This window comes from Streptomyces cellostaticus (genome assembly GCF_001513965.1).
GTDB lineage: Bacteria > Actinomycetota > Actinomycetes > Streptomycetales > Streptomycetaceae > Streptomyces > Streptomyces cellostaticus.
Map to the genome: position 1 here is coordinate 112574 of NZ_KQ948025.1, position 18387 is coordinate 130960.

At 71.2% G+C, this 18387-nt stretch carries 14 protein-coding genes, 1 tRNA gene and 1 pseudogene; 6 read left to right on the forward strand and 10 right to left on the reverse strand.

The window, feature by feature from the left end:
* The first annotated feature begins 293 nt into the window (after window positions 1-293).
* A complete protein-coding gene (gene ppc / locus AQI88_RS21900; protein ID WP_067002054.1) occupies window positions 294-3026 on the forward strand; it encodes a phosphoenolpyruvate carboxylase in 2733 nt (910 codons plus the stop codon).
* A 69-nt stretch (window positions 3027-3095) separates the two neighbouring features.
* Here ppc and AQI88_RS21905 read toward each other — a convergent pair whose 3' ends face one another.
* The 8 genes from AQI88_RS21905 to AQI88_RS21940 all read right to left on the reverse strand — a co-directional run bounded on the left by AQI88_RS21905 (window position 3096) and on the right by AQI88_RS21940 (window position 9753).
* Window positions 3096-3779, reverse strand: a complete 684-nt coding sequence (locus AQI88_RS21905; protein WP_067002057.1) for an LPXTG cell wall anchor domain-containing protein — start codon at window positions 3777-3779, stop codon at window positions 3096-3098.
* Between the two features lie 136 nt (window positions 3780-3915).
* Window positions 3916-4419 (reverse strand): hypothetical protein, encoded by a 504-nt coding sequence (locus AQI88_RS21910; RefSeq protein WP_107118622.1) that lies wholly within the window; start codon window positions 4417-4419, stop codon window positions 3916-3918.
* Window positions 4420-4471: 52 nt separating this feature from the next.
* Window positions 4472-5077 carry an aminoacyl-tRNA hydrolase gene (gene pth / locus AQI88_RS21915; protein WP_067002060.1) on the reverse strand — a complete coding sequence of 202 codons (606 nt, stop codon included), beginning with the start codon at window positions 5075-5077 and terminating at the stop codon, window positions 4472-4474.
* A gap of 191 nt (window positions 5078-5268) precedes the next feature.
* Window positions 5269-5862, reverse strand: coding sequence for a 50S ribosomal protein L25/general stress protein Ctc (locus AQI88_RS21920; RefSeq protein ID WP_067002063.1), 594 nt, complete (start codon window positions 5860-5862; stop codon window positions 5269-5271).
* Between the two features lie 215 nt (window positions 5863-6077).
* Window positions 6078-7058 carry a ribose-phosphate diphosphokinase gene (locus tag AQI88_RS21925; RefSeq protein ID WP_067002066.1) on the reverse strand — a complete coding sequence of 327 codons (981 nt, stop codon included), beginning with the start codon at window positions 7056-7058 and terminating at the stop codon, window positions 6078-6080.
* Between the two features lie 154 nt (window positions 7059-7212).
* Complete coding sequence (gene glmU, locus AQI88_RS21930) at window positions 7213-8661, reverse strand: bifunctional UDP-N-acetylglucosamine diphosphorylase/glucosamine-1-phosphate N-acetyltransferase GlmU (RefSeq protein ID WP_079057715.1); 1449 nt, start codon at window positions 8659-8661, stop codon at window positions 7213-7215.
* 124 nt (window positions 8662-8785) lie between these two features.
* A tRNA-Gln gene (locus AQI88_RS21935) sits at window positions 8786-8856 on the reverse strand.
* Window positions 8857-8862: 6 nt separating this feature from the next.
* Window positions 8863-9753, reverse strand: coding sequence for a hypothetical protein (locus AQI88_RS21940; RefSeq protein WP_398698542.1), 891 nt, complete (start codon window positions 9751-9753; stop codon window positions 8863-8865).
* Between the two features lie 160 nt (window positions 9754-9913).
* Between AQI88_RS21940 and AQI88_RS21945 the strand changes: the two genes are divergently transcribed.
* Window positions 9914-11227: a sensor histidine kinase gene (locus AQI88_RS21945; protein ID WP_067002075.1), complete on the forward strand. Its 1314-nt coding sequence runs from the start codon at window positions 9914-9916 to the stop codon at window positions 11225-11227.
* 27 nt (window positions 11228-11254) lie between these two features.
* Here the strand turns inward: AQI88_RS21945 and AQI88_RS21950 are convergent, their stop codons facing one another.
* Both AQI88_RS21950 and AQI88_RS21955 read right to left on the reverse strand, forming a co-directional pair.
* Window positions 11255-11785, reverse strand: coding sequence for an SUKH-3 domain-containing protein (locus AQI88_RS21950; protein ID WP_067002076.1), 531 nt, complete (start codon window positions 11783-11785; stop codon window positions 11255-11257).
* Between the two features lie 49 nt (window positions 11786-11834).
* Window positions 11835-12350, reverse strand: a complete 516-nt coding sequence (locus AQI88_RS21955; RefSeq protein ID WP_067002079.1) for a YwqJ-related putative deaminase — start codon at window positions 12348-12350, stop codon at window positions 11835-11837.
* Between the two features lie 285 nt (window positions 12351-12635).
* Between AQI88_RS21955 and AQI88_RS21960 the strand changes: the two genes are divergently transcribed.
* From AQI88_RS21960 to AQI88_RS47820, 4 genes and pseudogenes are all read left to right on the forward strand, one after another.
* On the forward strand, window positions 12636-13625 hold the full coding sequence (locus AQI88_RS21960) for an SMI1/KNR4 family protein (protein ID WP_079057716.1): 990 nt from the start codon (window positions 12636-12638) through the stop codon (window positions 13623-13625).
* 8 nt (window positions 13626-13633) lie between these two features.
* Complete coding sequence (locus AQI88_RS43345) at window positions 13634-16795, forward strand: SUKH-4 family immunity protein (RefSeq protein WP_107118623.1); 3162 nt, start codon at window positions 13634-13636, stop codon at window positions 16793-16795.
* 48 nt (window positions 16796-16843) lie between these two features.
* Window positions 16844-17773: pseudogene (locus tag AQI88_RS21970) on the forward strand (RNA polymerase subunit sigma-70); the annotation flags it as partial.
* A 77-nt stretch (window positions 17774-17850) separates the two neighbouring features.
* On the forward strand, window positions 17851-18171 hold the full coding sequence (locus AQI88_RS47820; protein ID WP_079057717.1) for a dihydrofolate reductase family protein: 321 nt from the start codon (window positions 17851-17853) through the stop codon (window positions 18169-18171).
* The last annotated feature ends 216 nt before the right edge of the window (window positions 18172-18387 follow it).

Sequence of the window (18387 nt, forward strand, 5' to 3'; positions counted from 1 at the left end):
GGTCGAGAGTGGAAGCAGATGCCGCGGCGCGGGCGGGACCGGACGGGACAGGAACGGGACCTCCCTACGGTTCCGTAACCTACGGCGACGTAAGTATGGCAGCGCATCGTCCGGCGGCAAGAGCCCGAGAACCTGCGCGTCCGGGTGGACACCTATCCTGGGAGTCGGTCGGACAGCGCGGTCCGCTCTGATTATTTCCCGGACGATCCGGCCGTAAGCGGCATCCGCCGCGTGGTGCACGGATGCCCGGGTTCCCTCCCGGACGAGCTTCAACACTGCAAGGAGCCGCACCTGTGAGCAGTGCCGACGACCAGACCACCACGACCAGCAGCGAGCTGCGCGCCGACATCAGGCGACTGGGTGACCTCCTCGGCGAGACCCTCGTACGGCAGGAAGGCCCCGAACTCCTCGACCTGGTCGAGAAGGTCCGCCGCCTCACCCGAGAGGACGGCGAGGCCGCCGCCGAGCTGCTGCGCGGCACCGAGCTGCAGACCGCCGCCAAGCTGGTCCGCGCCTTCTCCACATACTTCCACCTGGCCAACGTCACCGAGCAGGTGCACCGCGGCCGCGAGCTGCGCGCCCGGCGCGCCGCCGAGGGCGGCCTGCTCGCCCGCACCGCCGACCGCCTCAAGGACGCCGACCCCGAGCACCTCAGGCAGACCGTCGAGCACCTCAACGTTCGCCCGGTGTTCACGGCACACCCCACCGAGGCCGCGCGCCGGTCCGTCCTCAACAAGCTCCGGCGCATCGCCGCGCTCCTGGACACCCCCGTCCTCGACTCCGACCGCCGCCGCCACGACGTCCGCCTCGCCGAGAACATCGACCTGGTGTGGCAGACGGACGAGCTGCGTGTCGTACGCCCCGAGCCCGCCGACGAGGCCCGCAACGCCATCTACTACCTGGACGAGCTGCACGCCGACGCCGTCGGCGACGTCCTGGAGGACCTCACCGCCGAACTGGAACGGGTCGGCGTCAAGCTCCCCGACGACACCCGCCCCCTCACCTTCGGCACCTGGATCGGCGGCGACCGCGACGGCAACCCCAACGTCACCCCCCAGGTCACCTGGGACGTCCTCATCCTCCAGCACGAGCACGGCATCAACGACGCCCTGGAGACGGTCGACGAACTGCGCGGCCTGCTCTCCAACTCCATCCGCTACGCCGGCGCCACCGAGGAACTCCTCCAGTCCCTCCAGGCCGACCTGGAGCGGCTGCCCGAGATCAGCCCCCGCTACAAGCGCCTCAACTCCGAGGAGCCCTACCGGCTCAAGGCCACCTGCATCCGGCAGAAGCTGGAGAACACCAAGCAGCGCCTCGCCAAGGGCACCCCCCACGAGGAGGGCCGCGACTACCTCGGCACCAGCGAACTGCTGATGGACCTGCGGCTCATCCAGACCTCCCTGCGCGAACACCGCGGCGGCCTCTTCGCCGACGGCCGCATGGGCCGCACCATCCGCACCCTCGCCGCCTTCGGCCTCCAGCTCGCCACCATGGACGTCCGCGAACACGCCGACGCCCACCACCACGCCCTCGGCCAGCTCTTCGACCGCCTCGGCGAGGAGTCCTGGCGCTACGCCGACATGCCCCGCGAATACCGGGCCAAGCTCCTCGCCAAGGAACTGCGCTCGCGCAGGCCCCTGGCCCCGACCCCGGCCCCCGTCGACGCGGCCGGCGCCAAGACCCTCGGCGTCTTCGGGACCGTCAAGCGCGCCCTCGAGGTCTTCGGCCCCGAGGTCATCGAGTCCTACATCATCTCGATGTGCCAGGGCGCCGACGACGTCTTCGCCGCCGCCGTCCTCGCCCGCGAAGCCGGCCTCCTCGACCTGCACGCCGGCTGGGCCAGGATCGGCATCGTGCCGCTGCTGGAGACCACCGACGAGCTGCGCGCCGCCGACACCATCCTCGAGGACATGCTCTCCGACCCGTCCTACCGGCGCCTGGTCGCGCTGCGCGGCGACGTCCAGGAGGTCATGCTCGGCTACTCCGACTCCTCCAAGTTCGGCGGCATCACCACCAGCCAGTGGGAGATCCACCGCGCCCAGCGCCGGCTGCGCGACGTCGCCCACCGCTACGGCGTCCGCCTGCGCCTCTTCCACGGCCGCGGCGGCACCGTCGGCCGCGGCGGCGGCCCCTCCCACGACGCCATCCTCGCCCAGCCCTGGGGCACCCTGGAGGGCGAGATCAAGGTCACCGAGCAGGGCGAGGTCATCTCCGACAAGTACCTGATCCCGTCCCTGGCCCGGGAGAACCTGGAGCTGACGGTCGCGGCCACCCTGCAGGCCTCCGCCCTGCACACCGCCCCCCGCCAGTCCGACGAGGCCCTCGCCCGCTGGGACGCGGCCATGGACGTCGTCTCCGACGCCGCCCACGGCGCCTACCGCCGCCTGGTCGAGGACCCCGACCTGCCCGCGTACTTCTTCGCCTCCACGCCCGTGGACCAGCTCGCGGACCTGCACCTCGGATCGCGGCCTTCGCGCAGGCCCGACAGCGGCGCCGGACTGGACGGCCTGCGCGCCATCCCGTGGGTGTTCGGCTGGACCCAGTCCCGGCAGATCGTCCCCGGCTGGTTCGGCGTCGGCTCCGGCCTCAAGGCCCTGCGCGAGGCGGGCCTGGACACCGTCCTGGACGAGATGCACGAGCAGTGGCACTTCTTCCGCAACTTCATGTCCAACGTCGAGATGACCCTCGCCAAGACGGACCTGCGGATCGCCCAGCACTACGTGGACACCCTCGTCCCGGACGACCTCAAGCACGTCTTCGCCACCATCAAGGCCGAACACGAGCTGACCGTCCGCGAGGTGCTGCGCGTCACCGGCGAGAGCGAACTCCTCGACGCCCAGCCCGCCCTCCGGCAGACCTTCACCGTCCGCGACGCCTACCTGGACCCGATCTCCTACCTCCAGGTCACCCTGCTCAAGCGCCAGCGCGACGCCGCGGCCGCAGGCGCCGAGCCCGACCCGCTCCTCGCCCGCGCTCTGCTCCTCACCGTCAACGGCGTGGCAGCAGGCCTGCGCAACACCGGCTGACGGCCACATCACCACGAAGGTGCCCCCGAGGTCCGTACGACCTCGGGGGCACCCGTGCGATGGGCCGCCTCAGCCCTGCCGGGCCCTGCGGCGCCGCGCCACCAGATAACCGCCCGCACCGACCAGCGCGGCAGCGGCGCCCGACAGCAGACCCACCGGGGCACCGTTGCCGGTCTCGGCGAGATCACCGCCGCCGCCCTGGGCGGAGGGAGAAGCGGACGGAGCCGACGACGGAGCCGACGACGGGGTTCCCGACGGCGACGAGGACGCCCCGGCCGTCGTACCGGACGACGACGGCGACGTCGAACCGGAGGGGGTCGCCGCACCGCCCCCGCCGCCCTGCGAAGCGGCGCAGTCCGTCCAGAACACCTTGTGCTTGGCCGCGCCCTTCTCACCGTCGAAGTTCCAGAACAGCTTGTAATGGCCGTCCGGCAGCGACAGGTCCTCGGTACGGCCGTGACCGTCCGTGTCCAGGGTGAGGGCGCCCGACTTCACCGTGGCACCCTTCGTGGCGGCTGTCGGCGCCCAGGCCTCGATGTGCCAGTCCACCCGCTGCACACCGTCGAAACCGAAGGCGTCCAGATAGAAGCTGCACACGTGCGGCTCGTTACGGCGCAGCTCCTCGCCGGTCCTGGCGTCATGGATCTTGACGGTGCCGTTGTCACCGGGGGCACTGGCGTGGGCGGCAGGGGCGCACACGAGCGCCGCCGCAACACCGGCGGTCAGCGCGCCGGCGCGGATGAGGGTACGCATGAGGTGATCCATCTTCGAGTGGCGAACGGGGAAGATGTGGAGGGGGCGGTACAGCTTCCGCTCCCGCCAGGCAGCCGGTCAATCACGAACAGGCAACACACAGGCCCCCCACAGACGTGAAGAACGCCCCAACCCCTCAGAGGGTCACGAAAGCAGCCGTCAGCAGCGCGATCCCCGACCCCGCCAGCACCCACGCGGCCCGGGTCGACCGCAGACCGCCCGCCACGACCACCGACGCCAGCAGCAACGCACCACCCAGCGGAACCCAGGCGTACAGGATCCCCACCGGCCCCGACCGCACCACCTCACCGGTCCCCGGCTTCACCACCACGTCGTACGTCAGCCCCTTGCGCACCGCGACGGAGTTGGCGATGTCCACGCTCGCACGTGCCCTCGCTCCCTCGGACACCGGCGTGAACGGACCACTGCACGTGTCCCCCGCACAGCTCGTCACCCTGATCGTGCCGCGCTCGCGCCCCTTGGTCAGCATCACGTGCTGCGCGGTCCCCCAGGAACCCCACACCCCCGCGAACAGGATCAGCGCGGCGAGCGTACCCATCGTCGCGACCCGCCCGAACCGCAGCGCGGTCACGGAGGCCTGACGAGCGGTGGCGGCGGTGGCAGGCATGGCCGGGATCATTGGCCATACCCCGGCGGCCGGTCAACTCCGGCGGGCAGCATGGCAGGACAAGTCAGGAGTTGTACGCGCCCTGCGCCCGCTCAAGACCCTCGATCACCAGACACTCCACCGCGTCCGCCGCACGGTCCGCGAAGTAGTCCAGTTCCTTGCGCTCCGCCGAGGAGAAGTCCTTCAGCACGAAGTCCGCGACCTGCATCCGCCCCGGCGGCCGGCCGATCCCGAACCGCACCCGGTGGTAGTCCGCGCCCATCGCCTTCGTCATCGACTTCAGACCGTTGTGCCCGTTGTCACCGCCGCCCAGCTTCAGCCGCAGTGTGCCGTAGTCGATGTCCAGCTCGTCATGGACCGCGACGATGTTCGCCACCGGCACCTTGTAGAAGTCCCGCAGCGCGTTCACCGGACCGCCGGACAGGTTCATGAACGACATCGGCTTCGCCAGGATCACCCGCCGGTTCGCCGGCCCGACCGGACCGATCCGCCCCTCCAGCACCTGCGCCTGCGCCTTGCCCGCCCGCTTGAACTTCCCCCCGATCCGTTCCGCGAGCAGATCCGCCACCATGAACCCGACGTTGTGCCGGTTCATGGCGTACTCCGGCCCGGGATTACCGAGCCCGACGATGAGCCAGGGGGCGTTGGCGGGGGTGGTCACGTCGTCCATGTCTCCTTATGCAACAGCCGCTGCTCCCCCAAGGGAAGCAGCGGCTGAGACCGCTGCGGGCAGTCGTTCCGCAGGGCGATGGGGGTTCCCCCGCTCGAGCGAAGCCGAGAGTGGGGGAGGGTGGGCACAGCCTGCAGCACCGGGCGCCCGGCAAACAGGCTGAACCCCTGCTACGGCCGAACCAGCAAGGCTCAGGCCTCCGCGACCTCTTCGCCCGCAGCCTCTTCGCCCGCAGCCTCCTCGGCCTGCGCCTGCAGGACCTGAAGGACGACCGCGTCCTCGTCGACGGCCAGGGTCACACCGGACGGCAGCTTGACGTCCTTGGCGAGAACGGAGGCACCGGCCTCCAGGCCCTCGACGGAGACGGTGAGCGCCTCGGGGATGTGCGTGGCCTCGGCCTCGACCGGCAGCGCGTTCAGGACGTGCTCGAGCAGGTTGCCACCCGCAGCCAGCTCACCCTCGGCGTGCACCGGAATCTCGACCGTGACCTTCTCGCCGCGCTTGACCAGCAGCAGGTCGACGTGCTCCAGGAAGCCCTTCAGCGGGTCGCGCTGCACGGCCTTCGGGATCGCCAGCTCGTTGGTCTTGCCGTCGATGTCCAGGGAGATCAGGACGTTCGGCGTACGCAGCGCCAGCAGCAGGTCGTGGCCCGGCAGCGTCAGGTGCAGCGGCTCGGAACCGTGGCCGTACAGCACACCGGGAACCTTGCTGTCACGACGGATACGACGGGCGGCACCCTTGCCGAACTCGGTGCGCGTCTCGACGCTGAGCTTCACCTCGGACATATTGATCACTCCTCGCAGAACTGGGAACGGACGTGGTCACCCGGCCACGAACGGCCTGCTACGAAGAGCGCGTCGATAACGGACCGCCGTAATCGCACACACGACTACGGCCTCCCTCGCCGAGCAACTGCAGCAGTCTACTCGGAGGGGGAGGCCGCACCCAAAAGGATCTTCAGCGAGCACTAACAGTGAGCGTGAGCGCTAGCGCAGAAACCTCACTGCTCGTCGAAGAGGCTGGTCACCGAGCCGTCCTCGAACACCTCACGCACCGCGCTCGCGATCGTCGGAGCGATCGACAGCACCGTGATCTTGTCCAGGTCTGCACTCAGCTCACCCGGCGTCGGCAGCGTGTTCGTGAACACGAACTCACTCACCCGCGAGTTCTTCAACCGGTCCGCAGCCGGACCCGACAGCACACCGTGCGTCGCCGTCACGATGACGTCCTCCGCCCCGTGCGCGAACAGCGCATCCGCAGCCGCACAGATCGTGCCACCCGTGTCGATCATGTCATCGACCAGCACACACACCCGGCCCTTGACCTCACCCACGACCTCGTGGACGGTCACCTGGTTCGCGACGTCCTTGTCCCGCCGCTTGTGCACGATCGCCAGCGGCGCACCCAGCCGGTCACACCACCGGTCCGCCACCCGCACACGACCCGCGTCCGGCGACACCACCGTCAGCTTGTCCCGGTCCACCTTGTCGCCCACATAGTCCGCCAGCAGCGGAAGCGCGAACAGATGGTCCACCGGACCGTCGAAGAAGCCCTGGATCTGGTCCGTGTGCAGATCCACCGTCAGGATCCGGTCCGCACCCGCGGTCTTCATCAGATCCGCGATCAGACGCGCCGAAATCGGTTCACGACCCCGGTGCTTCTTGTCCTGCCGCGCGTAACCGTAGAACGGCACGATGACCGTGATGGAGCGCGCCGACGCACGCTTCAGCGCGTCGATCATGATCAGCTGCTCCATGATCCACTGGTTGATCGGAGCCGTGTGGCTCTGGATCACGAAGCAGTCCGCACCACGTGCCGACTCCTGGTAGCGGACGTAGATCTCACCGTTCGCGAAGTCGAAGGCCTTCGTCGGGACAACCCCGACACCCAGCTGCTGGGCGACCTCCTCGGCAAGCTCGGGGTGGGCGCGGCCGGAGAAGAACATCATCTTCTTCTCGCCGGTCGTCTTGATCCCGGTCACAGCACTGTCTCCTCAGAGGTGTCTCAGCCAGCCGACTGCTCAGGCGACCTCTCGGCTGGGCATGAGAGGCCGTATCAGCTGGTAGGGGTGCAGGTTGCACTCGTGCGGATGTGCACTTATCACGGTACGCCGTGTTTGGCGCACCCGTTTCCCGTCAGTCCTCGCCCTTGCCCTGCCGGGACGCCGCCTCGGCCGCCTTCGCGGCCGCACTCCCAGGACGCTTCCGAGCCACCCAACCCTCGATATTCCGCTGCTGACCACGGGCCACGGCCAGCGAACCGGGCGGCACATCCTTCGTGATCACGGACCCGGCGGCGGTGTAAGCACCGTCCCCGACCGTGACAGGCGCCACAAACATGTTGTCCGAACCCGTCTTGCAGTGCGACCCGACGGTCGTGTGGTGCTTGCTCTCACCGTCGTAGTTCACGAACACACTCGCCGCACCGATGTTCGAATACTCACCGATCGTCGCGTCACCCACATACGACAGATGCGGAACCTTCGTCCCCTCACCGATCGACGCGTTCTTCGTCTCCACGTACGTACCGATCTTGGACTTGAGCCCGAGACGGGTACCCGGCCGCAGATACGCGTACGGCCCCACGGACGCCTGCGCACCGATCCGCGCCCCGTCCGACACCGTGTTGTCCACCCGCGCCCCCGCACCCACCCGGGTGTCCTTCAGCCGGCTGTTCGGCCCGACCTCGGCGCCTTCCCCGATGTGCGTCGACCCGATGAGCTGCGTACCGGGGTGTACGACGGCGTCCTGCTCGAAGGTGACGGTGACGTCGACCCAGGTCGTCGCCGGGTCCACGACGGTCACACCGCCGAGCATCGCGCGGGTCAGCAACCGGTCGTTGAGGATCCGGCGGGCCTCGGCGAGCTGGACCCGGTTGTTGATACCGGCGATCTCCCGGTGGTCGCCGGCCACGGAGGCACCGACCCGATGCCCGGCCTCCCGCAGAATCCCGAGGACGTCGGTCAGATACTCCTCACCCTGGCTGTTGTCCGTCCGCACCTTCTTCAGCGCGTCCGCCAGCAGCTGCCCGTCGAAGGCGAAGACCCCGCTGTTGATCTCCCGGACCGCCCGCTGGGCGTCGGTGGCGTCCTTGTGCTCCACGATCGCGGTCACGGCACCCGTCGCCCCGTCCCGCACGATACGGCCGTACCCGGTCGCGTCGGGGACCTCGGCGGTGAGCACGGTCACGGCGTTGCCGTCGGCGCGGTGGGTCTCGGCGAGCTGCTTGAGGGTGTCGCCGGTGAGGAGGGGGGTGTCCCCGCAGACGACGACCACGGTTCCGTCCACGGCCCCGCCCAGCTCCTCCAGCCCCATCCGTACGGCGTGCCCGGTGCCGTTCTGCCGCTCCTGCACAGCCGTCCGCACGCTCGGGTCGATCTCGGCCAGGTGCGCGGTGACCTGCTCGCGGGCGTGGCCCACGACGACGACCAGGTTCGCGGGGTCCAACTCACCGGCGGCGGCGAGCACATGGCCGACCAGGGAACGGCCGCAGATCTGGTGGAGGACCTTCGGTGTGGCCGACTTCATACGGGTGCCCTCACCCGCTGCGAGAACGACGACGGCTGCCGGGCGAATGGCGCTCACGGGGTTGCCCTTCGGCTCTGGATGGGTGGGGGTGTCAGCCGAAGGATACCGGGGTGGGGTTGGGGGGATATGAGTGCGGGCCCTGACGGTGGATTCATCGGTCAGGACCCGAACTGAGCATGTGCTCCCGGGGGAGGACTCGAACCCCCATGATCAGAACCAAAATCTGACGTCTTGCCCTTAGACGACCCGGGATTACCGCTATGTCCGATTTGGGAGATCGGCTGCGGTGACAGCCCCTACTATGCCGTACCACCAGCCTTCGATGCGACGGTACAACTCGGCTCCGTCCCTCACGTCGACGCGAAGACACCCGTAGTAGTTCTCGTCGGTGTTCTTCCGGTTGGTGCTGGGGTTGTGCTTCTTGAGGGTCGTCTTCAGTAGTTCGGCCGTCTCGATGCCAACGTGTTCTGCCCAGAACTTCTCGGCTGCCGCCACGTTCGCCGTCTCGTGGATCTGCAGGGCAAACCTGAGGGTGCTCGGGTCTACGCGGAGCAGCTTCAGCCAGGCCAGGAAGACCGCGATCATGTCCGGGTCGCTGTTCACGAAGGTGACGCGCTCTCGTCGGCTGTACGGCTTGCTCTTGGCTCCCTCGGCCCAATAGAGACCCACGCCGACAAGAAACAGCTCGCGGTCGGTCGGCTGACCCACCTCTGCCGCCGCTGTCCGTTTGGTGCGCTGGCGTTCCTCGTCGCGCAGCTGGAGCTTGGCCTCCCAGCCCCGCTTCGCGATCGCCGAGGCTTCCTCTCGGGTTCGCTTCTGACGTTCCGGCCTCGGCAGATCCCGCACCCACAGCGAGATCGAACTCTTCGAGCACCCCAACGCGACCTGGATCTGGTCGTACGTCCAGCCCTGAAGTCGTAGCTCCCGTGCCTTCTCCCTGAGGTCGTCCTTGGCGTTCGGCCGCTTCGTCCACTCCGGCGGCGGCTCCCCCTCGAGCAGCCGGTTGAGGATGTCGTTGTTGTCGACGTGCAGGCGGTCCCGGATCTGCCGTCGGCTGAGTCCCTCCCGCTGCAGCGCCACCGCTCGCTCCCGCAACCCCTCGAAGTCCTCGTACTTGCCGCTCTTGCCTGCTGAATGCGTCATACGCATACCGTCCGGGCGGAATGTGGGCCTCCGGCGTCGAACAGGGGTGGTTCAGCAGTTCGAGGGATATCGGTGGGTTCTGGGGTCGCTCGATTACGGACTGTGGTCCAGGCCAGTAGGTGAAAGTCACCGGAAAAGCCGCCTGTGACGCCCGTACGCTGGAGGCATGACCACGACGGGGGAAGAGCATGCCAGGGCCCTGACCGGCCCCTGGTGGTGGGCCAGGTGGCGCAGTGCGGTGCTCGACGGGAGTCTCGCGCTGGTGTCGGCCGTGGAGTGCGGTGCGGAGGGGGTTCCGTTCGCCCGGGATGCGGGGATCCCGGTGTCGGTGGGGATCGTGTTCGGGTTGATTGCCGGATCGGTCCTGCTGGTGCGCAGGAAGTGGCCGATCGCCGTCGTGCTGGTCGCGATCGCGATCACGCCGGCCCAGATGGGCTTCCTGATGGGCATCGTCGGCCTGTACACGCTGGCGGCGTGCGAGTTGCCGCGCCGGATCATCGTGGCGCTGGCGGGGATGACGTTGCTGGGCACGATGATCGTGACGTTCGTGCGGGTGCGGCAGGACATGGCGCGGGGGGATCTGACACTGGGGGACTGGTTCGTCCCGTTCGCTTCGATCACGACGTCGTTGGGGCTGACGGCTCCGCCGCTGCTGCTCGGGCTGTACGTGGGGGCGCGGCGCCGGCTGATGGAGAGTCTGCGGGAGCGGGCGGACAGTCTGGAGCGGGAGCTTCAGTTGCTGGCGGAGCGGGCGGAGGAGCGGGCCGAGTGGGCGCGGAACGAGGAGCGGACGCGGATCGCTCGTGAGATGCATGACGTGGTCGCTCATCGGGTGAGTCTGATGGTGGTGCATGCGGCGGCGCTGCAGGCGGTTGCGCGTAAGGATCCCGAGAAGGCCGTGAAGAACGCGGCGCTGGTGGGGGACATGGGGCGGCAGGCGTTGACCGAGTTGCGGGAGATGCTCGGGGTGTTGCGGGCGGGGGAGGACGTGGGGCGGCGTGCGGCTTCGGCGCCGTTGGCCGCGGTCGGGGTGGCTGCTGCGGAGGCGGCGTCTCGGGTGGCGGACGAGGACGGTGCGGTGGAGGGGCCGTGTCTTTCGGAGCTGGAGGAGTTGGTCGGGCAGTCGGCCGCGGCGGGGATGGCGGTGGATCTGTCGGTCGAGGGGGAGGTGCGTGCGTATGCGGCGGAGGTGGAGCAGACGGCGTACCGGGTGGTGCAGGAGGCGTTGACGAACGTCCACAAGCATGCGGCGGGTGCGAAGACGTATGTGCGGCTGGCGCATCGGGGGGCGGAGATCGCGATGCAGGTGGAGAACGGTCCGCCGCCCGAGCCGGCGTCGGCGTCGGCGGTGCGGTTGCCGTCGGGGGGCAATGGTCTGGTGGGGATGCGGGAGCGGGTCGTGGGGCTGGGTGGTGTGTTTGTGTCGGGGCCGACGGATGCGGGGGGTTTCCGGGTGTCGGCGGTGATTCCGGCGGCGTAGGCCGGTGTTTTCGTTGTTCGGGTGGGGTCAGCCGGTGGTGAGGCGGGCGGGTTCCATGCCGGCGATGAGGGTGGCCAGGGCGTGGTCGATGCCGGGGCCGACGTACCAGTCGCCGGTGTGGTCGAGGGTGTAGATGCGGCCTTCGGCGTCGATGGCGAGGAGGGCGGCGGTGTCGGTTTCCTCGCCGAGGGGGCAGACCTCGGTGCCGAGGGCGCGGCCGAGGTCGCCGAGGGTGCGGGCGAGGTGGAGGCCGTGCAGGGGGTCGAGGTGGAGGGTGGCGGGGGCGATCTGGCGGCCGGGGCCGGTGGGTGCGATGCGGAGGCCGCCGAATTCGGCCCAGGCTTCGACGGCGGCGGGGAAGACGGTGTGCCGGTGTCCGGCGGGTGAGGTGTGTTCGCGCAGGGTGTCGGCCCAGACTTCCGCCTGCTTTATGTCCCAGCGTCCGGGTTGCCAGCCGGCGGCGCGCAGGGCGGCGTCGACGGGTACGGGGAAGCGCGATGGGGGTCCCCCCGGTCGAGCGAAGTCGAGACTGGGGGAGGAGGTGCGGTCGGGGTGCATCTGCCCTTCGATCGTCGTGTTTGCTGGGTGGTGCCGGCGGTGCCGGGGTTCAGCTGTCGGCCGCTGTCGGGTCGACGATGCGGACGCCGAAGTGGGCGCTGAGGGCGGTGCAGGCGCGGCAGGGGGCGGCGAAGCTGCCGTGGAGGGGGTCGCCGTCCTCGCGTATGCGGCGGGCGGTGAGTTTGGCCCCTTTGAGGGCTTTGCGGCCTTCGCCGTTGGTCATGGGTTTGCGGGCGGCGCGTTTGCTGCGGGTGGTGTCGGCGGCGGCTATGTGCCGGGAGATGAGGATGGTTTCGGCGCAGCGGCCGGTGAAGCGGTCGCGCTGGGCGCTGGTGAGGGTGTCGAGGAAGTCCTGGACGAGGGGGTGCAGGGGCGGGGGCTGGTCGCTGCGGGCGGCGGTGCCGGTGAGGGTGGCGCCGCGGACGGAGAGGGCTGCGGCGATGGTGGGCAGGATGCCGTCGCGGCGGTGCAGGAGGGCGGGGGTGGGGGGTGTGTCGGTGCCGCTCCAGCCGATGCGTGGGTCACCGGCCCGCGCATGGTTACCTCCGGTCTGCAAGGTATTCATGATCGTCTTCCCCTCCCCGGGCGTCCCCCGAAGGACACAGAGTGCCAAATGCCGTGGCTGGTGGGGAAGCTGGGGCGGTGCGACACGCCCGGGTTTGGGCGGGCTGTCACGGCGGGGTGACGGCTGGTCACGGTTGTGGGGGGCGGTGGTGCCGGGATCGGAGGGGTGGGTGGTGCGGTGGATGTGATGGGCCGGTGACCGGGGTTCGTGTACCGCATAGGCTGTCGTCATCCGCGATCGACACCGCCGTTCAGGCCAGAGAGAACGCCGCAGGGGGCAACCGCCATGACGACAGGTCGGCTCGGGCAGCAAGCCGCGCCGCCGAACGCGGCCTATGCCGGGCAGGTCGTGCACTTCCCGGATCCGGTTCGGGCGGCACGTCACCCGAGAGGAGTACGGGTCGACGAGCGTGGTTACCCGGATTTCTCGGCGTATGCGCGCGCGGCGGCTCAGATCGCCGATCCGCCGGAGGGTTTCGGTGTCGACGAGTTGCGGCTGACGGACTACGTGTCGGCGAACGCGGCGCTCGCGGCTTCGGGGCACGAGTTGTGGGACACGGTGCCGGATGTGGCGACGCCGCACGGCTGGACGTGGCATCACGTGGTGGGTTCGCGGCGGCTGGAGCTGGTTCCGGTCGAGGTGAAGGCGTTGCTGCGGCATCACGGTGGGGTGGCGACGACGCGGGTGGACCACGCCAAGCGGGGGACGCGGCCGTTGCAGGAGACGCGTCCGGCGCACTTCGGGCTGCCGAAGTCGGGTGTGGCGGTGACGGAGTCGCAGGTGCAGGGCGTCGAGGAGGACCTGGGCTACCGGTTGCCGGGTGCCTATCGCTCGTTCCTGAAGGCGGCGGGCGGCAGCGCGCCGGTGGGTACGGCGCTCGTCGCCGAGCTGGGGCTGCTGCTGGACCAGCCGTTCTTCACGGTGCGGGACGAGGCGGCGGTCAACGACCTGGTGTATGTGAACAAGTGCCTGCGCGACCATCTGACGAAGGATTACCTGGGCGTCGGCTTTGTGCAGGGCGGTCTGCTCGCGGTGAAGGTGAAGGGCGAGCGGCTGGGTTCGGTGTGGTTCTGTGCGTACGACGATGCGCGGGACGTGGATCCGTCGTGGCCGCCGGCCGAGCGGGTGGAGCGGCTGCTGCTGCCGTGCGGTGACGATTTCGACGCCTTCCTGTCGCGGCTGGCGGGCAGTCCGCCGGAGTTGGAGACGGTGGCGAACCTGATGGTGGACGGCGGTTTCGCGCGTGCCGTTCCGGTCTCTTCGGCGGGGGAGTGAGCTTCGCGATGGTGACGTTCGCACAGGCGCAGGAGCGCGCCGAGGAGTGGATCAACGGGGATGTCCCGGCGTACCAGCATCGTGAGGTGCGGGTGCGGGAGTTCGAGCTGGGCTTCGTGGTGTGGGGTGAGGACCGTGCGGAGGGCCCGCGTTCGGATGCGGGCGGGCAGCGGCTGGTGATCGCCCGGGACAGTGGTGAGGCGACGCTGTGGCCGGCGTTGCCGGTGGGTGAGGTGATCCGCCGGTACGAGGAGGAGTACGGCCGGGGCGACGAGGTCGAGGACGCGGTGCCGGCGCCGGCTCCTGCGCGGGTGGATCTGAACCAGACGTCGTTCCTGCTGAGTCCGCCGGAGTGGTTGCAGGAGGCGGCGGACAAGCTGGGCATTCCGGATCGGCGGTCGGGGGAGGGCTCGGGCGCTGCGGTTCCGGCCGGTGCTGATTCCGGTGCCGGTGCCGGTGCCGGTGCCGTTGGCGGTTCGGTCGGTGGGGGTTTCGCCGGGGGCGGGGCGCTTGCCGAGACGCAGGCCGGGGTGCCTGCGGGGGCGGATGCTGCGGCTTCGGGTGTGCCGGCTGGGTCTGGTGGTGCGGGTACGGCCGGTGGGGCTGGGAGCGGTGCGTCGTGGCCGGCGGCCGGGGCGGGCGGTGCGCCGGGTGGTGCGCCGGGTGTGGGCGCGCCCGGTGGGGCGCAGGATGCGCCGAGTGCGCCGGAGGTGCCCGTGGGGGCCACGCCGTGGGCCGGTACGGACACGAATGCGGATGCTGGTGAGGACCGTTCGGTGCCGCTGCCCGCGACGGTGTTCGCGCCGCCGTTGAGCGAGGGGGGCGGCGAGGCTCCGCGGCCGCCGGCAGCGGCTCCGGAGGCGAAGACGGCGTTGATGTCGGGGGGCAGCCAGCTGCCGCCCACGGCGGTCGCGCCGGCGCTCGATGCCTCGAACGCGCCGGGAGCGCCTGCTGCTCCTGGTGCGCCGGGTGCTCCGTTGGGCAGCACGCCTCCGCCGGGCGCGCCGCCGTACGGCTACCCGCAGGGTCCGGCGGCACCTGGTACGCCTCCGCCGGGCGCGCCGGTCTATTCTCCGGCGCCTGGCACTCCGCCTGCGGCCCCTGCTGGTCCTGGTGCGCCGGGCGTTCCGTTGGGCAGCACGCCTCCGCCGGGCGCGCCGCCGTACGGCTACCCGCAGGGTCCGGCGGCACCTGGTACGCCTCCGCCGGGGGCGCCGGTCTACTCTCCGGCGCCCGGTACCTCGCCCGCGGCCCCTGGTGCGCCGGGTGCTCCGCTGGGCAGCACGCCTCCTCCGCCTCCGCCGGGCGCCCAGTCGTACGGCTATCCGCAGGGTCCGGGCGCGCCGGGTGCCCCGGGTGGTCCGCAGGCTGCTCCCGGTTACGGCTATCCGCAGGCGCCGGGCGGCGCCCCGCACGCGCCGCAGCCTCCGGCCGGCCCCGGGCGGCCGCTCGCGCCGCACGCCGGGGACATCGCGGATGCCGCGACGAGCAAGGCCGCGCCGCCGCCGCGCAAGGCGCGCGGTGGGCCGGGCGCGCCGCCGCCTCCGCCGGGCGCCCCTGGTGCGCCGGGCGCGCACCCGGGCTATCCCGCGCCGCCTGCGCCTGGTGTGCCGGGTGCGCCTCCGGGCGGGTATGTGCCGACGCAGCTCGTGTCCGCGCTTGGGCCCGAGGGGCCTGAGGGACAGGGCGTTCCGGGCATTCCGGGCGCTCCCGGTGGTCCGGTGGGCGCGGAGGCGGCGCAGACTCCGGGCGCCCCCCATCCGCCTGGTGCGCCGGGTGCTCCCGGTGGCACGCCCCCGGGCAACGTCCACCACGCGGCCACGATGCTGGCCGACCCGAGTCAGCTGGGAGCGGGCACGCCGCAGCCTCCGGGCGCCCCGGGCATGCCTCCCGCTCCCGGCGCGCCTCAGCCGTCGGGCGCCCCCGGCGCCCCGCAGCCCCCAGGCGCCCCGGGTGTGCCCGGAGCGCCCGGTGCCCCCGGCGCTGCCGGAGGTGGGCGTGGGGCCGTGCACCACGCGGAGACCATGCTGGCCGCGCCGCCTGTGGGCGGCCCGGGCGCACCCCCGCCGCCGCCCGCCCCGGGTGCTCCCGGCATGCCGCCGGGAGCCCCGCAGCCGATGCCGCCGGGTGCGATGCCGCCGCCGGGCGGGCCCCTGCCGGGGCAGCCTCCGGCGTACGGCTATCCGCAGCAGGGGCAGCCGACGGTGGGCCCGGGCTACCAGGCCGTGCTGCGCTATCGCGCGCAGGACGGTTCGGAGCAGCAGCTGATCCGGCGTTCGGCGCCGGGTACGCCGCACCCGGAGTGGCAGATCTTCCACGAGCTGCGGTCGATGAACGTGCCGCCGGACCAGGTGCTGGAGCTGCACACCGAGCTGGAGTCGTGCTCGCTGCCGGGCGCGTACTGCGCGCGGATGATCCGGGATCAGTGGCCGCAGGCGCGGATCACGAGCATCGCGCCGTACGGCACGGATCACGCGAGCCGGCAGCAGGGCATGCAGCAGTTGCTGGCGCACCAGGGCGAGTTGCACCAGGTGGCGGACGGTCCTGCGCGGCCGGCGCCGGTGCGGGCGCCGCTGGCGCCGGTGCAGGCGCTGCCGCCGGTCCCGCCGGAGGCCGTCGCGCAGGAGCTGGCGGCGGTGTTCGGGCCGGGGATCTTCCGGTTCGAGCAGCAGGCGGTGTCGCGGCAGGGTGTGCCGCCGGTCGTGGCGCACACGCTGGTGGTGTCCGGGCTGCCGGTGGACCTGGGCCCGTTCTTCTGGGCGCAGGCCCAGCCGGGCCGTCCGGTGCCGACGCTGGCGGAGCTGGCGGCCGAGCGCGGGGTGCAGCCGGCCTCGGACGCGGGCTCGTACCTCGTCATGGGCACGGACTTCGGCAGGGCGATCTGTGTGCAGTACGGGACGGCGAACATCGTCGCCGTGCCGGTGGAGGCGGGCCCGGGCGGTGCGCCGGTGCCGCCGCAGTTCGTGAACACCGGGCTGCCGGAGTTCGCGCGGTGCCTGGCGCTGCTGGGCCGGATGTGGCGGCTGCGGTTCGGGCTGAACCAGGAGCAGGCGGGCCGCTGGACCGTCGACTTCCAGTCCCAGCTGGCGGCCCTGGACCCGGCGGCGCTCGGTTCGCCGGAGAGCTGGTGGTCGGTGCTGCTGGAGCAGATGTGGGACGGACTGCTGTAGTCCGCGCCCCCGGAGCCTGAGCGATCCTGCCCTTCACGCGCGCGTGAAGGGCAGGATGGGCGGGTGGACTTCGAGCCGTTCCGGGGCGAGCTGGTGGCGTACTGCTACCGCATGGTGGGCTCGTTCCACGAGGCCGAGGACCTGACGCAGGAGACGATGCTGCGTGCGTGGAAGGCCCGGGACCGCTACGACCCCGCGCGGGCGTCCGTACGGACCTGGCTGTACCGGATCGCGACCAACGTCTGTCTGACCGCACTTCAGGGCCGCGCGCGCCGCCCGCTGCCGTCGGGGCTCGGTGCGCCGAGCGAGGATCCGGGTGCGCCGCTCGCGCCGGCGCTCGACGTTCCCTGGCTGGAGCCGTTTCCCGAGGCGCGGTACGACGTGGAGGCGCGCGCGGACCTGCGGCTCGCGCTGGTGGCGGCGCTGCAGCTGCTGCCCCCGCGGCAACGGGCCGTCCTGGTGCTGCGCGAGGTGCTGGAGTTCTCCGCGGCCGAGGTCGCGGGCCGGCTGGGGACGTCGGTGGCGGCCGTCAACAGCGCGCTGCAACGGGCGCGCGCCGCCGTCGGGCGCGGGGGCGGCGCGGGCGAGGTCGCCGAGCCGGACGATCCCGAGGCGCGGGCGGTGGTGCAGCGGTATGTGCGCGCCTTCGAAGCGGCCGATGTGCCGGCGCTGGTGCGGCTGCTCACCGAGGACGCGGTGCTGGAGATGCCGCCGGTGCCGCTCTGGTACCGGGGCGGCCGGGACTACGGCCGGTTCATGGAGCGGGTGTTCGCGTTGCGCGGGACCGGCTGGCGGGTGCGGCGCGTGGCGGCCAACGCGCAACCGGCGCTCGCCGCTTACGCGCCGGAGCCCGGTGGCGGCCACCGGCTGCACACCGTGCAGGTGCTGACGGTCACCGGCGGCCGCATCGCGCGCAACGTGGTGTTCGCGGACCCGCGCGTGCTGGCCGCGTTCGCGCCGCCCGCCCTTTTCCCGTGACGTTCCGGTGGGAGCGATGAGTCCCGCGGGTGGTGCCGGTAGGTACCGGTGAGCATCCGAGTGAAGGGACTTGCGCCATGAGCGTCGTCGTCATCGAGTTCGTCACCCTGGACGGGATCGTGTCCGATCCGGACGGTTCCGCGGGCACCTCGTACGGAGGGTGGGCCTTCAGGCACGGCCCCGAGGCGGTCGCCGGGGACAAGTTCCGTCTCGGTCGTGTCCTGGACGAGGGGGTCATGCTGCTGGGCCGTACCACCTGGGAGCTGTTCGCGCGGCTGTGGCCGGGGCGGGACGATCCTCCCCCGCAAGCGGGGGGACCCCCAGCCGCGCGGCTGAACGCGGTGCCCAAGCTGGTCGCCTCGCGCACCGCGCCCGACGTGTCCGCGTGGTCGAACTAGAGCCTCCTGGAGGGCGATCTCCTTCAGGCCGTACGGGCCGAGCGGCGGGATGTGATCGTCACCGGGAGCCTCGCCGTCGTGCACGCCTTGATGACGGCCCGTCTCGTCGACGAGTACCGGCTGCTGACCTTCCCCGGTCGTCCTGGGCGAGGGCCGGCGGCTGTTCCCGGCGGGGAGTCCCTCCGCCGACCTGGAGTGCCTGTCGGCCGAACGGGT

Coding starts and splice junctions, on each gene's coding strand:
- AQI88_RS21920 (WP_067002063.1), bottom strand. CDS start 5,862: ATGTCCGAGGTGAAGCTCAGCGTCGAGACGCGCACCGAGTTCGGCAAG.
- AQI88_RS21940 (WP_398698542.1), bottom strand. CDS start 9,753: ATGCGTATGACGCATTCAGCAGGCAAGAGCGGCAAGTACGAGGACTTC.
- AQI88_RS43345 (WP_107118623.1), top strand. CDS start 13,634: ATGGTGACGTTCGCACAGGCGCAGGAGCGCGCCGAGGAGTGGATCAAC.
- AQI88_RS21955 (WP_067002079.1), bottom strand. CDS start 12,350: ATGAATACCTTGCAGACCGGAGGTAACCATGCGCGGGCCGGTGACCCA.
- AQI88_RS21905 (WP_067002057.1), bottom strand. CDS start 3,779: ATGCGTACCCTCATCCGCGCCGGCGCGCTGACCGCCGGTGTTGCGGCG.
- AQI88_RS47820 (WP_079057717.1), top strand. CDS start 17,851: ATGAGCGTCGTCGTCATCGAGTTCGTCACCCTGGACGGGATCGTGTCC.
- pth (WP_067002060.1), bottom strand. CDS start 5,077: ATGGACGACGTGACCACCCCCGCCAACGCCCCCTGGCTCATCGTCGGG.
- AQI88_RS21960 (WP_079057716.1), top strand. CDS start 12,636: ATGACGACAGGTCGGCTCGGGCAGCAAGCCGCGCCGCCGAACGCGGCC.
- AQI88_RS21950 (WP_067002076.1), bottom strand. CDS start 11,785: ATGCACCCCGACCGCACCTCCTCCCCCAGTCTCGACTTCGCTCGACCG.
- AQI88_RS21945 (WP_067002075.1), top strand. CDS start 9,914: ATGACCACGACGGGGGAAGAGCATGCCAGGGCCCTGACCGGCCCCTGG.
- AQI88_RS21910 (WP_107118622.1), bottom strand. CDS start 4,419: ATGATCCCGGCCATGCCTGCCACCGCCGCCACCGCTCGTCAGGCCTCC.